The following is a 17,286-nucleotide window of genomic DNA, read 5'->3' as shown; positions in this document are numbered from 1 at the left end:
TGCTGCACCAGGACGCGTAGGTGGTGTAGAGGAGGCCTTGTTCGACGCGTAGGTCGGGCTGGGCTTCGAGGTCGCGGGTGCAGCATTCGGTGAGGCCGCGCACCAGATCGGAGTCCTCATGGAGCAGCAGTCGAAGGGCCTCGCCCGGGATCATCGCCGTCGAGACGGCGGCCGAGCTGACCCGGCCTTGGGGAACATCGGTACAGCCGTTGGCGCTGAGAAGGATCATGGTCGGCTAGCACAGCGATCATCCCCAGAACTGGGGTTCGCCGAAAGATCGTCGATCACGGGTGGGGCCTGGCTACGGTCCGCGTCATGCCGGTGGAGTTCTTAACTGATGATCAGGCCGAGGCGTACGGAAAGTTCGCCGAGGAGCCGACGAGACCTGAGTTGGAGCGGTTCTTATTCCTGGACGATGTCGACCGGGATCTGATCGCGCTGCGGCGTACGAAGCACCATCAGCTGGGCTTCGCTCTCCAGATGTGCACGGTCCGCTACGTGGGGCTGTTTCTGGAGGACCCTCTCGTGGTGCCGTGGCCGGTGGTCGAGCACCTGGCCGTACAGCTCGGCATTCAGGACCCGTCGTGCGTGAAGCGGTACACCGAGCGGCTGAAGACGGCGTACGAGCACGCGTGGGAGATCCGGGACGCCTACGGCTACCACCCGTACGAAGATGCGGTGTGGGGGCGGAAGTTCCGGACGTTCCTGCACGGCCGGGCGTGGACCCATGCGGAGGGGCCGGTCGCGCTGTTCAACCAGGCGGTGGGCTGGCTGCGGCGGAACCGGGTGCTGCTGCCGGGTGTCTCGGTGCTGGCCCGGCAGGTGTCGGAGGTTCGCACGATCGCGGAGAAGCGGCTGCACGCCACCGTGGCCAGGGCGGCTCACCGCGCGGACCCTGTGCTGCCGGCGGACCTGGTGGCCACGCTGGCGACGCCGGAGGGCGGCCGGTACTCGGAGTTGGAGCGGCTGCGCCGGCCGCCGACGCGTACGACAGGCACGGCGTTCGCGCGGTCGCTGGAGCGGGTCGACGAGATCGGTGCGTTCCAGCTGGGGCGGTTGAAGCTTTCGCAGATCCCGCCGAACCGGCTCGCGGCGCTGGCCCGTTACAGGCTGGGGTCCAAGGCTGCGAGCCTGGAGCGGGCCGCAGAGCCCAAGCGCACGGCGATGCTCACCGCGGTGATGCGCCACCTTGAGGCCAAAGCGATCGATGAGGCCCTGGACCTGTTCTCGGTGCTGATGGCGACGAGGCTGATCAGCACGGCGAAGCGGGCGACGGACAAGGAGCGGCTCGCGACGCTGCCGCAGCTGGAGAAGGCGTCGCGGACCCTGGCGCGGGCGGCGAAGGTGCTGTTCGAGGAGCTGGAGCTGGTCGAGGCACACGGCACGGATCTGGATGCGGCGGCACTGTGGCGGGCGGTGGAGGAGGTCGCGCCCCGGGCCACGGTGATGAGTGCGGCCGTGCTGGTGGTTTCGCTGGTGCCGGAGGACGAGGACTCGGCGGCCGTCGCGATGCGGGCGGCGCTGGCACACCCGGTACAACACGGTGCGGCCATTCCTGTCGCTGCTGGGCGAGTCGAAGGCCCTGGACGCGGCGACCGGCGGGAAGCGGGTGCTGGCCGGGGTGAAGCGGCTGCCCGCTCTGGCGCGGCGGCGGGTGAAGGACAAGCCGCTGCTGCCGCGCGAGATCGATGACAAGCTGGTGCCGGCCGCGTGGCGCAAGGCGGTGTAGGCCAACGCCGAGCTGCCGCCGGGGGCCGTGGACCGGGACGCATACGTGGTGTGCGTGCTGGAGCAGCTGCACCGCGCGCTTCAGCGCCGGGACGTGTTCGCCTCTCCCTCGCACCGCTGGTCCGACCCGCGCGCCCGGCTGCTGGACGGTACGGAGTGGGAGGCCGTGCGGGAGGATGTTCTGGCGGGTCTGAGCCTGGATATGCCGGTCGAGGAGCACCTGGCCGCGCTGGTGACGGCGCTGGATGCAGCGTGGAAGCAGATGGCGGAGCGGCTGGGGACGGCTGGGCAGGACACGAAGGTCACCATCGAGGTCCCGCCCGGCGGCCGGGCGAAGCTGAACGTGTCCAAGCTCGGCGCGCTGGGCGAGCCGAAGTCCCTGACGTGGCCGCGGGAGCGGGTGGAGAAGATGCTCCCGAAGATCGACCTGCCGGAGCTGTTGTTCGAGGTGCACGGCTGGACCGGGTTCCTGGACGCCTTCGTACACCTGGGCGACGGCACAACCCGCATGAAGGACCTGACCACCTCGCTGGTGGCCCTCCTGGTCTCGGAGGCGTGCAACATCGGCATGACTCCGGTCATCAACCCCGCGCATGAGGCGCTTCACCGTTCCCGGCTGGTGCATGTCGACCAGTTCTACCTGCGGGCCGACACCATCGCCGCGGCGAACGCCGCACTGATCGAGGCGCAGGGCCAGGTGCCGATCGTGCGGTACTGGGGAGACGGGCTGCTGGCCTCGGTCGACGGATTGCGATTCGTCGTTCCCGTCCGCACCATCAACGCTGCCCCGTCGCCGAAGTACTTCGGGTTCAAGCGCGGCATCACCTGGCTCAACGCCGTCAACGATCAGGTCGCGGGCATCGGGCAGATGGTGGTGCCGGGCACGCCGCGCGACTCCCTGCACATCCTGGACGCCCTGCTGAACCTCGACGGCGGGGTGAAGCCGGAGATGGTCGCCACCGACAACGCCTCGTACAGCGACATCGTGTTCGGCATCTTCCGCATCCTGGGCTACAACTTCAGTCCTCGGTTCAAAGACCTGGACGACCAACGGTTCTGGCGCGCGTCCCTTCCCGGCGTAGAGACCGGCACGCACGGGCCACTGGAGCCGCTGGCCCGCAACCGGGTCAACCTGAACAAGGTGATCACTCACTGGCCGGACATGCTCCGGGTCGCCGGTTCTCTGGTCATGAACCAGGTTCGCGCCTACGACCTGCTGCGGATGTTCGGACGCGAGGGCCACCCGACCCCGCTGGGGCAGGCATTCGCCGAGTACGGCCGGATCGCCAAGACCGAGCACCTGCTCCGCGTCGTCGACCCGGTCGACGACACCTACCGGCGCCAGATGAACCGCCAGCTCACCGTGCAGGAGTCCCGGCACAAGCTGGCCCGCGACGTGTGCCACGGCAAGCGCGGCACCATCCACCAGGCGTACCGGGACGGGATGGAGGACCAGCTCGGCTCATTGGGCCTGGTCCTCAACGCCGTGGTGCTCTGGACCACCCGGTACATCGACGCCGCCGTCGCCCGGCTCCGTGCCGAGGGCCACGAGATCCGGGACGAGGACATCGCCCGCCTGTCCCCGCTCAAGCACCGCAACCTCAACGTCCTGGGCCGTTACAGCTTCACCGCCTCCACCCCGGCTGGCGGCGCCCTAAGCCCGCTTCGCGACCCCGACACAGTGGAACTCGACGAGGACGACGAGGGGTAGCGGGAGCGGACCCTGGCCAGATACTTGCGCTGGCGAGGACATACCACGCCGGTGTGTAGACGCGCTTGAACCGTTTTGCGCCCGACGATGCTTTCGCCGCTTGACCTTGACGCAACGGCAGGGTTTCTACTGGCGGCATGCGAATCGGAGAGATCGCCGCGCTCGTGGGGCTCACCACCCGGGCGATCCGGCACTACCACCATGTCGGGCTGCTCCCGGAGCCGGAGCGGCGCCCCAACGGCTACCGGGCCTACAGCGTCCGCGACGCCGTCCTGCTCGCCCGGGTGCGCCGGCTCACCGAACTCGGCCTCAGCCTCGATGAAGTGCGCGACGCCCTCGCCGACGATGCGGGGCGCGAACTGACCGAGATGTTGGAAGAACTCGACGCCGACCTGGCCCGTCAGGAAGCCGACATCAGGGAGCGCCGCTGCCGACTCGGCGCCCTGCTCGCCGAGCCGCCCGGCGCGACCGGGCCCGTCTCACCCGCCCTCGCCGCACTGCTGGCACAGGCCCCCCGAACAGACTCGCCGAGCGCGGCCAAGGACCGCGAGTACCTCGCGCTGCTGGACGCCACCGGCACCGGTGACCAAGAGATGTTCGCGCTGCTCGGGACGCTGGTCGTCGATCCCGCGGTTGTCGAACTGTATGAGCGCCTCGACGCGCTCGCCGATGCCCCCACCGACGATCCGAGGATCGCACCCCTGGCGGCTGACCTGATGGCAGCCGTCCCCGAGGAGCTGTTCGCCGCGATCCCCGAGGACGGGGTGGTCGTGACCGGGTTCAAGGAGGCGCTGCTCGCCGATTACACCCCAGCGCAGGCGGAAGCCGTGGGCCGGCTCATGGAGGCTTTCGTGGAAAGGGGCCGGGGATGAGCGGCCGGGCAAGGGGCGTACGGGGGGCGCGGGTCGCGGTGGCCGCCGTACTGCCGGGGGAACTGGCACTGGCGGCCTGCCTGGTGGCCGGGGTCCGGCCGCCCTGGTGGGCGCTGGCGGGCGCCGAGGCGCTGGTGCTCGCAGTGCTGCTGCTGGAAGCCTGGGTGCTGCGCTCCCTGTACGTCGCCGCGCGCGCCCGCGGCGCGGACCGCCGGGCGGCGTGGCGATCCGCCGTGCAGGAGGCGGTGCCGGTGACGGTCCGCCGCCTGGTCCTCCACGAACTGCGCGCCCTCGCCTCCCTGGGGCGGTGGGTCCGGCGCGGCACGCACGGGGTCCGCCCCGGGGACCTAGCTGCCGCGTACACCGGTCCCCAGACCGCGATGATGTACGGGCTGCTCTTCGTGATGGTCATCGAGACGGTGGTCCTGGCCTTGCTCATCCCTTGGCCGGTGGTCCACCGGGTGATCCTGGTACTCGACCTGTATGGCGTCGTCGTCGTGCTGGCCCTGCACGCAGCCTGCGTCACCCGGCCGCACGTCGTGCGCCCCGACGGCTCTCTGCGGATCCGCTACGGAGCCCTCTTCGACTTCGCCGTACCGCCGGACGCGGTGGCCTCGGTCCGGGTCGACCGGCGCTATCCCGAAGGCAGCCTGATCACCCTCTCCGAGAACGGGGTCCTCGACCTGATCGTGGGCAGCCAGACCTCGGTGACCCTGGAGCTGAACCGGCCACTCCCTTTCACCCGCCCGCTCGGTGCAACGGAAGAGGCCCACACCATCCGCTTCCACGCAGACGACCCGCGCGCACTGGTCAGCGCACTCCGTCAGCCCGCCCCAGCACACAGATCGGTTCCGACCACACAGACGGAGCGGTAGCCTGGGTGCCGCCACCGGCGTGCTGCCCGCTGCGCTGCCAAGCTGGGGGCCCGTACCCGGCCGGCCGGTCGCGAGCCTATGTGGTGCGTGAGGGCCCGGCCAGGGATCTGGCCGGGCCCTCATGCCTGCCCCGGTGAGCAACTGATTGTTTTGCCCTTGCGGATTACGCGGGAGAGGGACGCTCAGCGGGATTCGTCGTAGGGGTCGCGGCTGCCGGACTTGGCAAGGCCCCGGCTGATCATGTAACCGACAGTGAGGATCACGATGTACAGCCATGCCTGGTCGGCCCGGAAGTAGTCGGCGTGACCGTCGTCGTCTCCCACGACCATGGAGGCGATCAGCACCGCGACGACCGCGCCGACGTAGGCGAAGAACTCGGTGGTCTTGAAGGCGGCCTTCGTCTCGGTCGACAGCCGGCGCGGCCGGTGAACGGCCGTATCAGCGCCCACGTGGCCTGCACCGCCGACCGGGTTCACAGCACTCATGAGAAGGCACCTTTCATCATGGGAATCACCTTGAGGCGCTCCCGGGGGTAAGGAAGGCGTCAAGATCAACGCCACGTCTACCGAGTGCCCACATCCAGCGAGTTAAACAAGACATAAGCTTCCCGTCGCCCGAGCATGCCCCGAACGAGCCGCCTCTTCAGGCCTTGCACTCGATGTCGGTGAACTCCCATCGCAAGGCTCTCCGTTCACGATCGGCCGTGTGGGCCGCTATGGGGCGATCATGGCCGGGGCCGGGGGAAGCAACGCCCGGCCCCGGCTGATCGCACCGCAGAGCGGCGCTCAGGCTGTGAGATGTGCCGTCTTTGTGGCAGTGAGCCAGCTGGGAATGTACCGACCCATGACAGTCGCGAGGTCGCGAAGTACCAACGTCGTGTCAGTGGCAGGCACCAGCCACAGGCCGACGACCAGCAGGAACACCGTTTCCCTGCTCAACCGTGACTGACACGCTCCCACTGAAACGAAGCCGACGCATCTCAGTCGTGAAGCTGGGCGTATGGATTTCGAACACGAAATCGAGGAGAGACCGGCTGGATGCCGACCAGCTCGCCGCCCTCGCCAAGCTGGGCATGCACCGGACGTGACACGCCGTCTCGCCCGTCGTTGAGCTGGGAGGTCAGCGAAGTGAAGGCCCCCGGGACGTCGTGACCGCCGGAGCCTTCGTCTTGCCCTCTGGCACCGGGCGGCGGTGCAACACGGACTGCAACGCGGGCACCCAGACCGACCGTGGGCCTATGTATGACCAGGTCAGGGGTGCAACGCACTGGCGTGTTGCAGAGCCGGTGTTGCACGGTCGAGCGTGTGCGTTGCGGTTTGTCCCCCGGCTCACGAGGGGCGAGTTGAGACCCCGCCACCCCCATTGGTGTCACGTGAGGTTCCAGCGGGTGACCTCGCCGCTCTCCTGGGCGACGTAGAGGGTGTCATCGGGGGCGAAGGCGAGGCCGTGGGGTTCGCACGCGGGGGTGGGGAGGGGGAACTCGGTGGCGGTGCCGGCCGGGGTGACGCGGCCGATGCGGCCCGTGGCCCATGCCGTGTACCAGCAGGAGCCGTCCGGGGCCACCGCCACGGCGTGCGGGCGGCATCGAGGATCCGGCAGGGGGTGTTCGATGATGCCCCCGGGGGTCAGGCGGCCGATGTGGCCAGTGCCGATCTGGGCGAACCAGAGGGTGCCGTCCGGGGCTGCGGCGAGGCCGACGGGGGCGGCGCCGGGGGTCGACAGGGGGTGGAGGGCCAACTCGCCGGTGACGGTGATCCGGGCGAGGGCGTTGCCCTGGTTGAGGGTGCACCACAGGGCGCCGTCGGGGGTGGTGGTGAGGAAGGACGGGAAGGAGCCGTCGGGGAGGGCGTGCTCGGTGAGTTCGCCGGCCGGGGTGATGCGGGTGACGGTCGCGGTGTGGAGGGTGGTGAACCAGACGGCGCCGTCCGGGCCGGCGGTGATTCCGTAGGGGCCCGGGCCTGAGCCGGGGACAGGGTAGGAGCGGGCTTCGCCGTCGGGGGTGATGCGGCCGATGCGGTGGTCGTGGTTGCGGGTGAACCACAGGGCGCCGTCGGGGCCCGCGGTGATCAGGGTCGGGCCGCAGTCGGGGGAGTCGAGGGGGAACTCGTCGATCCGGCCGTCGGGGGTGAGGCGGGCGATGCGGCCCGCGTGGACCAGGGTGCACCAGATGTTGCCGTCGGGGCCGACGGTGAGGGCGTAGGGGCCGGCGCCCGGAGTGGGGAGGGCATAGGTGTGGATCAGGCGGGTCAGGGTCAAGGGGGGGCCTATCAGAGAGGGAGTGAGGGGGTCAGGCTGCGGCCGGGGCTGCCGCTCGGAGGGAGAGGCGGTCGCCCTGCCAGTGGGTGCGCAGACGGCGGTCGTGGCTGACGACGACCACGGCGCCCGGGAAGGAGGCGAGGGCCTCGTCGAGTTCCTCGGCCAGGGCGGGTGAGAGGTGGTTGGTGGGCTCGTCCAGGAGCAGGACGTCGGCCGGTTCGGTGACCAGCCGGGCCAGGGCAAGCCTCCGGCGCTGGCCCGCGGAGAGGGTGCCGACCGGGGTGGTGAGCTGTCCGGGGGTGAACAGGCCGAGTGACAGCAGCTGTTCGATGTGTTCCTCGGGCGGGCCGGGGCAGCCCGCGGCGAAGGCCGCGAGGAGTGGGCGGTGGGCCGGTCCGGGGTGGGTGTGCTGGGTCAGCAGTCCGGTCCGGGCAGGGCGGACGACGTGGCCCCGGTCTGGGGTGACGGTGCCGGCGAGGACGCCGAGCAGAGTGCTCTTGCCGACGCCGTTCGGGTCGGTGACCAGGAGCCGGCCGCCGGGCGGCAGGGTGAGGCTCACCGGCGCCAGGCGGCCCGTCAGGGACACGTCGTATGCCGTGAGGGACGGGCCGCCGTCCGCAGTGGCGGTGGAAGTCGTGCGCGGCACGGCGGTGAAACGGAGCGGGTCGGGTGGGGCGGGGACCGGGTTGGCCAGCAGGCGGGCGAGGCGTTCCTCGGCGTTGCGGACCCTGCTCGCCAGGGAGTTCTGGACCCGGCCGGCCGCGCGGTCGTAGGCCATCTTGTTGCCGTCCTTCATGGCCCGGCCGGGGGCGACCTTGCGGGCGGTGACGGCGGCGGACTCCCGCAGCCGGTCCGTCTCCTCGCGCCACGCGGTGTGGGCCTGGGAGCGGCGCTGCCGTTCAGTGGCGCGGCCGGTGAGGTAGCCGGCGTAGCCGTTGCCGTAGCGGACCGTGCGGTGCAGGTCACCGTCGACCTCCAGGAGGGCGGTGGTGACGCGTTCGAGGAACTGCCGGTCGTGGGAGACGGCGACGGTGATGCCGCGGCGGGCGCGGAGGTGGTCCTCCAGCCAGGTGAGGGCCGTGTGGTCGAGGTGGTTCGTGGGTTCGTCGAGGAGGAGGACCTCGGGGGCGGAAGCCAGCAGTGCGGCCAGGCGCAGGCGGGCCTGTTCGCCGCCGGAGAGGCCGCCGACGGTGCGGTCGCGGGGCAGTCCAAGCAGTCCGAGGCCGTGCAGGGCGCGTTCGGTGCGGGCGTCGGCCTCGTAGCCACCGCGCAGTTCGAAGGCGGTGAGGAGGTCGGCGTATGCGGTGAGGGTCTCGTCGGTGGTGTCGCCGTCGGCCATGCGTGCCTCCAGGCGGCGCATGCGGTCCTCCGTGGCGCGGAGTCCGGCGAGGGAGCGGCCGAGGACCTGCTGGACGGTGAGGTGGGCGGGGAGGTGTTCCTCCTGGGGGAGGTAGCCGATGCCGCCGTCGGCGCGGACGATGACTGTGCCGGTGTCGGGGCGTTCGGCGCCGGCGAGCAGCCGGAGGAGGGTCGACTTGCCGGATCCGTTCTCGCCGACGATGCCGAGGCGGGTTCCGTCGATGACGGAGCAGTCGACGGAGGCGAGGACGGTGCGGCCGGCGTAGGACTTGCCGAGGTCAGTCGCGGTGAGCTGGGCGGTCATGGAGCGGCTCCAGGGGTTCGGGGACGGGAGGGAGGGCGACGTGGTGGTGGGAGGGGCGGGTGAGGATCACCGGAGACTCCTTATAGCGACGAATGTTGCTTTAAAATCGTTCCATGGATGCTGCTGAGCACACAAGTGAGAGTTCCGGCCATGAAGACCATCCGGATTCGGCCCTACCGCGGCGCCGGACGGGAGGCCGCAGCGCCCGGGTCCGGGCCCAGGTACTGGCGGCGGTGGGCGAGTTGCTGATGGCGGGCGGGTACGACGGGCTGACGATCGACACGGTCGCCGAGCGGGCCGGCGTACACCGCACCACCGTCTACCGGCGCTGGCGCGACGTCGGCGGCCTGCTGGCCGACGTACTCGACGCCGCGGCCGACGACACCTGGAGCCCGCCCGACACCGGATCGCTGGAGGGCGACCTCACCGCGCTCAACCAGGAGGTCTACGAGGCCCTGGCGGGCGGCGGGCCCAGCCTGACCACGGCGCTGATCGCCGCGGGCTTCCGCTCGGCCGAGGCGGCCGGCGCCCTGTCCCGTTTCTGGGAGGACCGCTACGCACGCTGCGCGGTGGTCGTCACGCGCGCCGCCGGGCGGGGCGAACTGCCGGGCCCTGCCGACGCCCGCGCGCTGCTGGTCGCGGCGACCGCCCCGCTCTACCACGAGCTGCTGCTCCTGCAGGCGGCCCCGGACCCGGCCCTCCCCCGCCTCGCCGCCGCCGGTGCTGCGGCGGCGGGGCGGGCGGGTGTTTACAGGGCCCCGGAGGTGTGACGGCGGGCGGCCGCGGTCCGCCGTTGGAGCAAGGGGGTCACGGGTCTCCAGGACGTGGGCGTAGACGTTGGGGTCCAGCCGGTGCGGTGGCGCATCAAGGGATCGTCGGGGGGCGCAGCACACGGCGCAGGTCGAGGTACGGGCCGTCGGTAACAGGTCGTGGGCGCCCTCGTGGCGGGCGCCGATCGAGCGGACGACAGCGGCGACGAGGCTGGCCCCGGCCAGGTGTGTGGTCTGCATGCCTCCACCCTCCCGACCGCGTGGAGGCGCCGGTAGGAGTTGCCCGTGCGGAAGGGCAACGGGCAACGAGGCACGCCGTATCGCGGTAAATGGCGTCGATCAGGCTCATCGTGTCAACGAAGTCGCCACCGCGGAAGTCGGGCAGGGCCTTGTATGCCTTGCCCAGCGCCTCCGTGCACACGTCCCGGTCCTCACTTTCCACCTTCTTGGCGCGGTGATAGGCCGCGCTGGCCTGATCGTGAGCGCGGTTCGCTTCGTCCTTGATGTCGCCGATATCCCCAGCGGTTCCTGTCCGCGTTCAGCGGGATCTCGCCCCACTTCCGACCCGCCGCCACCTGATGACGGCATCCGGCTACCGAGCCGAGATGACCATCCGATTCGCCATCTGGGACCAGATCACCCGCGCCGCCGGCCGACCCACTACGGTTTGAAGATCCACCCGGACCGCGTGCCCACCACGCCCCGACGCACCATCAGACAGTCACGCACCCAACAACGTGACAACGCCGGCGCGAGAGATCGGGACGCGCAGCACGGCGTCGGTGGCCTATCACCTGGCCAACCTGGAAAAGCGCGGGGTGCTGGTCCGTGACGGCCGCGGCTGGCAGACCTGCCGGCTGGCCCGCTAGCGGGCGGGTACTGGTACCGGTCGCGTGATCTGCTGCCCAGCGGAGCGTCATCGGCGCCGACAGCACTGTGGCCGCGGCCGTCGACCGTTTCGTGCTCGACACCGGCGCTGGCCGGCCTCCCGGCCGTGGATCGCTGACACCGCCCCCGAGGTTGGGGCTCCTCTTCGCCCGTGCCGTGGCTGGAGTTGAGAAGGGGCGTGGACGCTGTCGCTGTGCGGGGATTGTGGTCAGCCTCGATGGTGTTGTGCGTCGGGCGGGGCCGCCGTGTCGGGCCGCTGAGCGCGCGGCGGCCGGGGGCCCGCTACCGGCGCGAGCTGCTCGCCGGGGACGAGGTGGAGGTCACCCGCGCCTTCGAGTGGGGTGAGGGCAAGTCCTTCCGGATCCGCCAGCTCACCCGCAAGGCGGAAGGCACGGTCGCCGCCGAGGTCGAGGGCGTCGGCGGGTTGATGGACCTGCGGGAGCGGAAGCTGCTCGCCGACCCCCGGCAGCGGTTCGAGCAACTTGCGTGAGAGCCCGCCCTGTTCGGCCTGTGAGGTCCGGCTCGGTTCGACCGGCAGATGCGGGCGGCGTCCGGTCCCGTAGGCGCGGGAAGCACGATGATTCGGGCTAACCGGCGAACTGATGTCCCCATATGCAGGGATTTGAGTGCGTGACAACATGAATCGTCTCAGGATCAGCTCATGTCAGTCACTGAGAGGAACAGCGATGCGCGCACAGCAGAGGATGGTTCGGTCGGCGGACGCCGCACGACGGCGGTTGACGACGGTCGCGGTGGCCCTCGCCGGAGCATGCGCTTTGGGCGTGGTGACAGCGGTGCCAGCGAGCGCGGAGGTCTCCACTCGATGCGGAACCTACATCTGCGTCAACACCGCTCATCAGGGAAAGGACTACGTCCAGGACATCACCGTCACGACGAGGGACGGGCTGGCCGGAACCCTGCGTGGCTTCGTGCGTGACTACGCGAAGAGCAGGGCGGGAGTGTCTCGGACACGGTTCGTCGTCAACCGCGAGTTCAGCGGGGAGCCACTGCTCGTCTGCGGTGGCCTGGACCGCGGTGGCAGGGTCATCGAGAACGTCTGCGTGAAGCTCTCCTGAGCCCCTTGCCCGGGGCGCCGGTGCCGCTAGGTGTGCTGTTCGGACAGGTGGGTGACGCGGGTGGCTGGTGTGTGACCGTCGATGCCGGTGTGGGGTCGGTGGTAGTTGTACCAGTCCAGCCAGTCGGGAAACGCGGCCTGGCGTTCGGCGGTGGCCGTCGTGCTCACGCTGCCTGCGTGTGCGATGGCGACCTGGCGCAACCTCGGCGTCGGCGCCCTCCGGCTGAGCGGCGTCAGAACATCGCCGCCGCCCTCCGTTGACCAGCTGACGACAGTCACCCATACGGTGGCGGGGACGAGAGAAGACGCATCATGGATCCCCGCATACCCCGCCTGCGTCGCAAGCTGGCCGCGATCCCGTTCCAACCCCCGCGCAGCCACTCCTTCGAGGAAGAGCAACACGAGTTTCGCCTCGGTCCGAAGCTGTCGGAAGCACGCGTCGCTGCGTTTGAGGCCGAGCACGACATCGTCCTGCCCGACGCCCATAGGCAGTTCCTCACGCACGTCGGCGGCTCAGGCGCGACGCCGTTCTACGGCCTCATGCCGCTGGAGCGGTGTTCCCTGCTGATCATGAATCCGCGTGGAGAACCGGGGACACCCCGCGGCTTCGACGGCGCAGAACCCAGATCCCACGACCATGATCTCTTCCTCCACATGATCGAGATGGGCTGCACCGACGTCTGCGTCATCGCGGTGACCGGTTCCCTCACGGGCCGCGTCCTCATGGGTAACGGCGACGGGTACAGGGGCCGCGGACGCGGAATGGACCGCGAAGCCGCCGGCCCGCCTGGACGGCCGGGGCCATCGGGCCGCCCGCCGTCCGCTGGGAGCCGGACCGGCCGACCCGGGCACCTCCGGCCACCCCCCGGAGCGCTGCCCTGGGCGGGCCCTGCGCGGCGAGTTGGTCGGCGGCGAGCACCTGGCGGTACGTGAACCCGGTGACAGGCCCTGCGGAAGCGCACCGTACGAGGGTCCGGAGTTGAGGGCGAGACGCCAGACCTGGTGTCCTCTGCGGCTTCCTGGCGTTATGCCGCGTGGTCTCAACCGAGGAACAGGGAGATGACATGATCCGAGTCCGGCGACATGCCGTGATGGCGTCCACGGCAGCCTTCGCAACACTGATGACGGCGGCGGGCCCGGCCTGGGCCCGCCCTCCACTGCCGCTGCGGATGGACGACGCCTTCCAACAGGACTGCCTCACGACACACAACACCTACCGGGCCAGGCACGGCGCCCCGCCGTTGAAGATCGACCCCAAGATCGTCGACTACGCCAAGAGTCGTGCCGACACGATCTCCCAGTACGAAGGGCTCAGCGGCGGCCGGCCGCCCAAAGACCACGGGGAAAACCGACACTGGTCCGCCACTACCGTGTCCGGCCGGATGGCTACCTGCAAGGATGCGGTGACCGCCTGGTACAACGAGAGCCGCGATTACGACTACGCACACCCTGGCTACATCAGTGGGACGGGAAACTTCACGCAGGTCGTGTGGAAGGAAACCACCCGCATCGGCTGCGCACGGGCTGCCGGCCAGGGCTCGCAGTGGTACGAGACCTACGTGGTGTGCAACTACCAGTCCCCCGGCAACTGGATGGACCGGTACAAGCAGAACGTTCTCCCACCCACGGGATGACACCACCGGCGAACAGACCCGCCACGCCCACCTTACTCCTGCGCGTCCGTCCTCCCGATCCGGAGCATGGTGGCTCGGGTGGGGGCACCGCCGCGGTTCGCTCCTCACCGCCTTCCGCGTCGGGCAGCGGCGGCCCTCGAGGACGCGCGGCCACGCGAAAGGGCCGGCCGCCGCCTCGGGCGGAGGCGGATTTCGGGAACCGGGTCAGGCGTGACGAGGCCCGGCGCCGCACCTTCGCGCCGGGCCCTACCGCACAACGACCACCACGGAGCTACCCGAGGTGAGAGGCGCAGAGACACCCCCCTCGGCGGTGTCCCACCACGCACCGACAACCGGGGACCTCCCCCGGTCGTACCCGTCAGCTGTTGTCGGGGTCCTTGGAGGTCTCCCGCATTCGGTAGGCAGTCCGGTTCGCGTACTGCCGCAGCTCGCGCCGCGGCATACTGCAGCAGTGGTCCACGACTGGCCATGCCTGGAGAACTGACTCCCCCAAATCGATGTCTGAGCATTGCCCCGTAACTCCACGAGGCTGAGAGTCATGCTGCGTCGGGGTCCGATCTGTGGTGGCGGCGGCGACACCCCCGCGTCCTCACCGGAGACCTCGGACGTTCGCTTCGCTCGGTCGGTGCCATCGGCACAGGGCCGGGCAGCCTGTGGAACTGGTCGAGTGCTTGGCCGTCGTCGTCGACGGTCGCGGCCCTGTACCGGTCGTCCAGGCCTTGATCTGCGGCGTCCAGAGCTGGACGATGTGTTCGTCCAGCAGGAGCCACGCCTCGTGCAGCCAGTTTCGGCAGTAGAGGTCGTTGGTGCACTCGTAGATGTCGTCGCTGTAGCCGCGCTCGATGACGCTCACCAGGGCGGCCCACGCGTTCACCCTTTCAACGAGTGTGAGAGCCGTCCGCCAGCCGCGCTGGTGCAACAGCTCTGCCACCTCGGTCTCAGTCGCCACGGGCGTGAGGCTTTCACGCGGAATCCGTCCGCGGGTGCTACTTTTCGGCCGTCCCGGGTTCGCTGCTGATGGACTCCTGGTAGACGTCCGCATAGGTGCGTGAGTCCTTGACCAGGTCGTCGCAGAACGCGGCGACATCGTTGCCGATGAGTTCCAAGACCCCCTTGCCCGCGGCGACACCCTCCTCGAAGAAGTCGACGATCCCGGGGAGCAGGGGTCCATCAGGCAGGTCGACCGGTCCGACCTTGAACAGGTACTTCTGCATCTCCTGATAGACGATCCGGTAGTCCGGCGGGAGTGCCTTGACCCGGGCCATGTGTTCCCGCCACTGCTTCTTGCCCTCGATGATGTCCCGGATGCCCACATCAGCCTCCCAGCCGGCTCAATTTCCTTGCGACGTTGCTGTTCAACTGCTCGCGCCACCGGTCGCGATAGGTTCGAGCCCCTTCCCCACCGGCCAACGCCGTGCAAAAGCCTTGGATGTCGTCGCCGAGCGCCTCGTGAACGCTCTGCCCCTCCGCCGCTGTTTCTTCGAGCAACCCCAGGGCGGCGTCGAGGATCGGCATCAGGTTGCGGCCGGTGAAGTCCCCATGGGGAAGGAAGTGGATTTTGATCTGATCCCACGCCGCCCGGTGGTCGTCCGGCAGGGCCTCGGCCCGGGCTTCGAACGCGCCCCAGTCCCTGGTCAGATCGCTGCCTGTGATGGTCTCCCAGAAGTTCATCTCCCGCCCTCCTTGAGCCTGTCGATGCGTGATGAGAGGTACTGCCATTTCGTCCAGAACTTCGCGAGCTCTTCGCGTCCGGCGTCGTTGAGCGCGTAGAACTTGCGCGGCGGTCCGACCCCGGATGGCCGTTTCGTCACCTGGACGAGCTGGTTCCTCTCCAGTCGCAGCAAGATGGTGTATACCGTCCCCTCGACGACGTCGGCGAAGCCGAGCTCGTTCAGCTGACGGGTGATGGCGTACCCGTAGGTTTCCTCGCTGCCGATGATTTCGAGCACGCACCCTTCGAGCGTGCCCTTCAGCATCTCCGTCAGGTCGTCCATCGCGAGCCCTCCTCGACCTAGCAGTACTGCGTAGTACCGAGTACCACTACACAGTATCACCGAGTAGCGGAGGATGTCGGCGCGGCAGCCTCGCCGTCTTCAGGCTTGGGGCATCCCCTGCCGCAACACGCTGAAGCTGACAGAGAATCCGCCGGGTGGGGCAGCCAGGCATCACGTTGCTGGAACCCGAGTTGGTGGTGGAAGTCGGCGTCGACGTCGCGCGGTACGCCTCCGGCCGGTGGCGGCATCCTCTGGCGTCGTGCCTGCCCCGACCTCTCCCCCGCCGACATCCCCCGCCTGACGTCGCCGCGGCGCTGATGCGGCACGGGCGCGGCGGCCCCGCCGACGCGCAACACCGGTGATCGCGCCCCGATCCCTGGCTGCCCGCGCCGCCCATCCTGCCCTCCCCCTCAACTCCAGTCAGAAACATGGGCAAGAGCAGCCGCAGGATCTGCCGACTGTGCCTTCCCGGGTGCCGTGCACAGGTCGGAGCCCCCACACTGACTTCCGTTTCGGAGGCCCTGGGCCGCCGCCCGCACCGACGGTCGGCCTGTTCAAGATCCTCGCTACGACTTCAGCCTGCGGTTCCGTGACCTGGACGATCAGCGCTTGTGGCGGGCCGCGATGCCCGGCGTTGAGACGGGCACCCACGGCGCGGTGGAGGATCTGGCCCGCAATCGGGTCAACCCGAACAAGGTGATCACGCACTGGCCGGACAGCTGAAGGTCGCCGGTTCCCTGGTCACCAACCAGGTCCGTGCCTACGACCTGCTGCGCATGTTCGGCCACGAGGGGCGCCCGATCCCGCTGGGGGCGGCGTTCGCGGAGTACGGGCGGATCGCGAAGACCGCATCTGCTGCGCGTGGTCGACCCGGTGGACGACACCTACCGGCGGCAGATGAACCGGCAGCTCACCGTGCAGGAGTCCCGCCACAAGCTGGCAGGAGACGTGTGCCACGGCAAGCTCGGCACCATCCACCAGGCGTACCGCGACGGAATGGAGGGCCAGCTCGGAGCGCTCGGCCTGGTCCTCAACGCCATCGTGCTGTGGACGACGAAGTACATCGACGCCGCCGTCACCCAGCTCCGAGCCGAGGGCCATGAGATCCGCAAGGAGGACATCGCCCGGCTGTCCCCGCTCAGGCACCGCGACCTGAACCTGCTCGGCCGCTACAGCTTCACCGCCTCGACCCCGGCGGCCGGCGTCCTGCGCCCGCTGCGTGACCCGGATGCGCCGGAGCTGGACGAGGACGACGAGGAAGAAGGCTCCTGACACCTACTCGCTGGTCATCCCGTCACTTCTGCGGCAGCGCCTGGCTGCGGCCGGGTACGCATGCCCCAGCGGGCAAGAGACGGGCCGACAGCGCCCAGTGCCGCGAAGAACAACGCCAGCAGCAGCCAGCCTGTCGTGCCGAGTCCGAGCACCACCGTGGTGAGGATCGCGGGGGCTGGAGCCTGGCCCGCGCTGAAGCCGAGCCCGAGGACACCCTGGTACTGGCCCTGGGCGTGGTCGGGGGCCAGACCGAAGCCCAGGGCGAAGCCCGCCGATGACTCCCAGACCTCTCCCAGGCTATGGACGAAGATCGCGGCCAGGACCAGTCCTGCCGCGGCCCAGACCGGGGCGTACGCCGCCAGCGCCATCATCGGGCAGCTGACGAGGAAGAGCAGCCCCGCCGTGCGAAACGCCCGGCCGCCGTCGTGCGGGGTCTCGATACGCGAGCCGATCCTGGTCTGCATCAGCACACAGAAGAGAGAGTTGACGGCGAACAGCGCGGCCAGGCGAACGAAGTCGCAAGCCTCTTGCTATTGCAAGTAATATGC

14 protein-coding genes and 6 pseudogenes are annotated in these 17,286 nt (G+C 69.6%); 10 read left to right on the top strand and 10 right to left on the bottom strand.

What is annotated here, in order from left to right:
* On the bottom strand, positions 1-229 hold a 229-nt coding region (locus ACZ5Y0_RS32240), incomplete at its 3' end, for a hypothetical protein (RefSeq protein ID WP_469132200.1).
* Between the two features lie 86 nt (positions 230-315).
* Between ACZ5Y0_RS32240 and ACZ5Y0_RS32235 the strand changes: the two are divergent.
* From ACZ5Y0_RS32235 to ACZ5Y0_RS32225, 3 genes and pseudogenes are all read left to right on the top strand, one after another.
* Positions 316-3,439, top strand: a pseudogene (locus ACZ5Y0_RS32235) (Tn3 family transposase).
* A gap of 137 nt (positions 3,440-3,576) precedes the next feature.
* On the top strand, positions 3,577-4,311 hold the full coding sequence (locus ACZ5Y0_RS32230) for a MerR family transcriptional regulator (protein WP_469132199.1): 735 nt from the start codon (positions 3,577-3,579) through the stop codon (positions 4,309-4,311).
* Entirely contained in the window at positions 4,308-5,186 is an 879-nt protein-coding gene (locus ACZ5Y0_RS32225; protein ID WP_469132198.1) for a hypothetical protein, read from the top strand. Before ACZ5Y0_RS32230 ends, ACZ5Y0_RS32225 begins: the two co-directional genes overlap by 4 nt.
* Positions 5,187-5,368: 182 nt before the next feature.
* Here ACZ5Y0_RS32225 and ACZ5Y0_RS32220 read toward each other — a convergent pair whose 3' ends face one another.
* The 3 genes from ACZ5Y0_RS32220 to ACZ5Y0_RS32210 form a co-directional block, all read right to left on the bottom strand.
* Positions 5,369-5,671, bottom strand: a complete 303-nt coding sequence (locus ACZ5Y0_RS32220) for a hypothetical protein (RefSeq protein WP_469132197.1) — start codon at positions 5,669-5,671, stop codon at positions 5,369-5,371.
* Between the two features lie 883 nt (positions 5,672-6,554).
* Positions 6,555-7,442 (bottom strand): Vgb family protein, encoded by an 888-nt coding sequence (locus tag ACZ5Y0_RS32215; RefSeq protein ID WP_469132196.1) that lies wholly within the window; start codon positions 7,440-7,442, stop codon positions 6,555-6,557.
* Between the two features lie 31 nt (positions 7,443-7,473).
* Entirely contained in the window at positions 7,474-9,105 is a 1,632-nt protein-coding gene (locus ACZ5Y0_RS32210) for an ABC-F family ATP-binding cassette domain-containing protein (RefSeq protein WP_469132195.1), read from the bottom strand.
* Between the two features lie 113 nt (positions 9,106-9,218).
* On the opposite strand from ACZ5Y0_RS32210, the gene ACZ5Y0_RS32205 reads away from it, so the two are divergent.
* The 4 genes and pseudogenes from ACZ5Y0_RS32205 (at position 9,219) to ACZ5Y0_RS32190 (ending at position 11,839) form a co-directional block, all read left to right on the top strand.
* Complete coding sequence (locus tag ACZ5Y0_RS32205) at positions 9,219-9,875, top strand: TetR/AcrR family transcriptional regulator (RefSeq protein ID WP_469132194.1); 657 nt, start codon at positions 9,219-9,221, stop codon at positions 9,873-9,875.
* A 519-nt stretch (positions 9,876-10,394) separates the two neighbouring features.
* Positions 10,395-10,546, top strand: a pseudogene (locus ACZ5Y0_RS32200) (IS6 family transposase); the annotation flags it as partial.
* Positions 10,547-11,004: 458 nt separating this feature from the next.
* Positions 11,005-11,253 (top strand): annotated as a pseudogene (locus tag ACZ5Y0_RS32195) (acyl-CoA thioesterase family protein); the annotation flags it as partial.
* A gap of 196 nt (positions 11,254-11,449) precedes the next feature.
* A complete protein-coding gene (locus ACZ5Y0_RS32190; protein WP_469132193.1) occupies positions 11,450-11,839 on the top strand; it encodes a hypothetical protein in 390 nt (129 codons plus the stop codon).
* Between the two features lie 26 nt (positions 11,840-11,865).
* Here the strand turns inward: ACZ5Y0_RS32190 and ACZ5Y0_RS32185 are convergent.
* Positions 11,866-11,997 (bottom strand): annotated as a pseudogene (locus tag ACZ5Y0_RS32185) (integrase core domain-containing protein); the annotation flags it as partial.
* 153 nt (positions 11,998-12,150) lie between these two features.
* On the opposite strand from ACZ5Y0_RS32185, the pseudogene ACZ5Y0_RS32180 reads away from it, so the two are divergent.
* A pseudogene (locus ACZ5Y0_RS32180) lies at positions 12,151-12,588 on the top strand (SMI1/KNR4 family protein); the annotation flags it as partial.
* 314 nt (positions 12,589-12,902) lie between these two features.
* Positions 12,903-13,472: a CAP family protein gene (locus ACZ5Y0_RS32175; protein WP_469132192.1), complete on the top strand. Its 570-nt coding sequence runs from the start codon at positions 12,903-12,905 to the stop codon at positions 13,470-13,472.
* Between the two features lie 589 nt (positions 13,473-14,061).
* Here the strand turns inward: ACZ5Y0_RS32175 and ACZ5Y0_RS32170 are convergent.
* The 4 genes from ACZ5Y0_RS32170 to ACZ5Y0_RS32155 are packed head-to-tail and all read right to left on the bottom strand — an operon-like array spanning position 14,062 to position 15,466.
* A complete protein-coding gene (locus tag ACZ5Y0_RS32170; RefSeq protein ID WP_469132191.1) occupies positions 14,062-14,421 on the bottom strand; it encodes a hypothetical protein in 360 nt (119 codons plus the stop codon).
* Positions 14,422-14,458: 37 nt separating this feature from the next.
* Complete coding sequence (locus tag ACZ5Y0_RS32165; protein ID WP_469132190.1) at positions 14,459-14,785, bottom strand: DUF1048 domain-containing protein; 327 nt, start codon at positions 14,783-14,785, stop codon at positions 14,459-14,461.
* Between the two features lies 1 nt (position 14,786).
* Positions 14,787-15,143 carry a DUF1048 domain-containing protein gene (locus ACZ5Y0_RS32160; protein ID WP_469132189.1) on the bottom strand — a complete coding sequence of 119 codons (357 nt, stop codon included), beginning with the start codon at positions 15,141-15,143 and terminating at the stop codon, positions 14,787-14,789.
* Positions 15,140-15,466: a PadR family transcriptional regulator gene (locus ACZ5Y0_RS32155; RefSeq protein ID WP_469132188.1), complete on the bottom strand. Its 327-nt coding sequence runs from the start codon at positions 15,464-15,466 to the stop codon at positions 15,140-15,142. Before ACZ5Y0_RS32155 ends, ACZ5Y0_RS32160 begins: the two co-directional genes overlap by 4 nt.
* Before the next feature lie 567 nt (positions 15,467-16,033).
* Here ACZ5Y0_RS32155 and ACZ5Y0_RS32150 point away from each other — a divergent pair.
* Positions 16,034-16,738 (top strand): annotated as a pseudogene (locus ACZ5Y0_RS32150) (Tn3 family transposase); the annotation flags it as partial.
* Between the two features lie 14 nt (positions 16,739-16,752).
* Here the strand turns inward: ACZ5Y0_RS32150 and ACZ5Y0_RS32145 are convergent.
* The gene (locus tag ACZ5Y0_RS32145; RefSeq protein WP_469132187.1) at positions 16,753-17,202 is read right to left on the bottom strand and encodes a hypothetical protein; all 450 of its coding nucleotides are present in this window, start codon (positions 17,200-17,202) and stop codon (positions 16,753-16,755) included.
* Positions 17,203-17,286: the final 84 nt, after the last annotated feature.

Source organism: Streptomyces sp. NPDC033216 (genome assembly GCF_055577115.1).
Note: the sequence above shows the minus strand (reverse complement) of the source record. Positions and strands in the feature narration are given on the sequence as shown.

Bases quoted from the DNA above. Each gene is read 5' to 3' on its own strand.
- ACZ5Y0_RS32230 (WP_469132199.1), top strand. From the start codon at position 3,577: ATGCGAATCGGAGAGATCGCCGCGCTCGTGGGGCTCACCACCCGGGCG.
- ACZ5Y0_RS32225 (WP_469132198.1), top strand. From the start codon at position 4,308: ATGAGCGGCCGGGCAAGGGGCGTACGGGGGGCGCGGGTCGCGGTGGCC.
- ACZ5Y0_RS32220 (WP_469132197.1), bottom strand. From the start codon at position 5,671: ATGAGTGCTGTGAACCCGGTCGGCGGTGCAGGCCACGTGGGCGCTGAT.
- ACZ5Y0_RS32210 (WP_469132195.1), bottom strand. From the start codon at position 9,105: ATGACCGCCCAGCTCACCGCGACTGACCTCGGCAAGTCCTACGCCGGC.
- ACZ5Y0_RS32205 (WP_469132194.1), top strand. From the start codon at position 9,219: ATGGATGCTGCTGAGCACACAAGTGAGAGTTCCGGCCATGAAGACCAT.
- ACZ5Y0_RS32190 (WP_469132193.1), top strand. From the start codon at position 11,450: ATGCGCGCACAGCAGAGGATGGTTCGGTCGGCGGACGCCGCACGACGG.
- ACZ5Y0_RS32175 (WP_469132192.1), top strand. From the start codon at position 12,903: ATGATCCGAGTCCGGCGACATGCCGTGATGGCGTCCACGGCAGCCTTC.
- ACZ5Y0_RS32160 (WP_469132189.1), bottom strand. From the start codon at position 15,143: ATGAACTTCTGGGAGACCATCACAGGCAGCGATCTGACCAGGGACTGG.
- ACZ5Y0_RS32155 (WP_469132188.1), bottom strand. From the start codon at position 15,466: ATGGACGACCTGACGGAGATGCTGAAGGGCACGCTCGAAGGGTGCGTG.
- ACZ5Y0_RS32145 (WP_469132187.1), bottom strand. From the start codon at position 17,202: ATGCAGACCAGGATCGGCTCGCGTATCGAGACCCCGCACGACGGCGGC.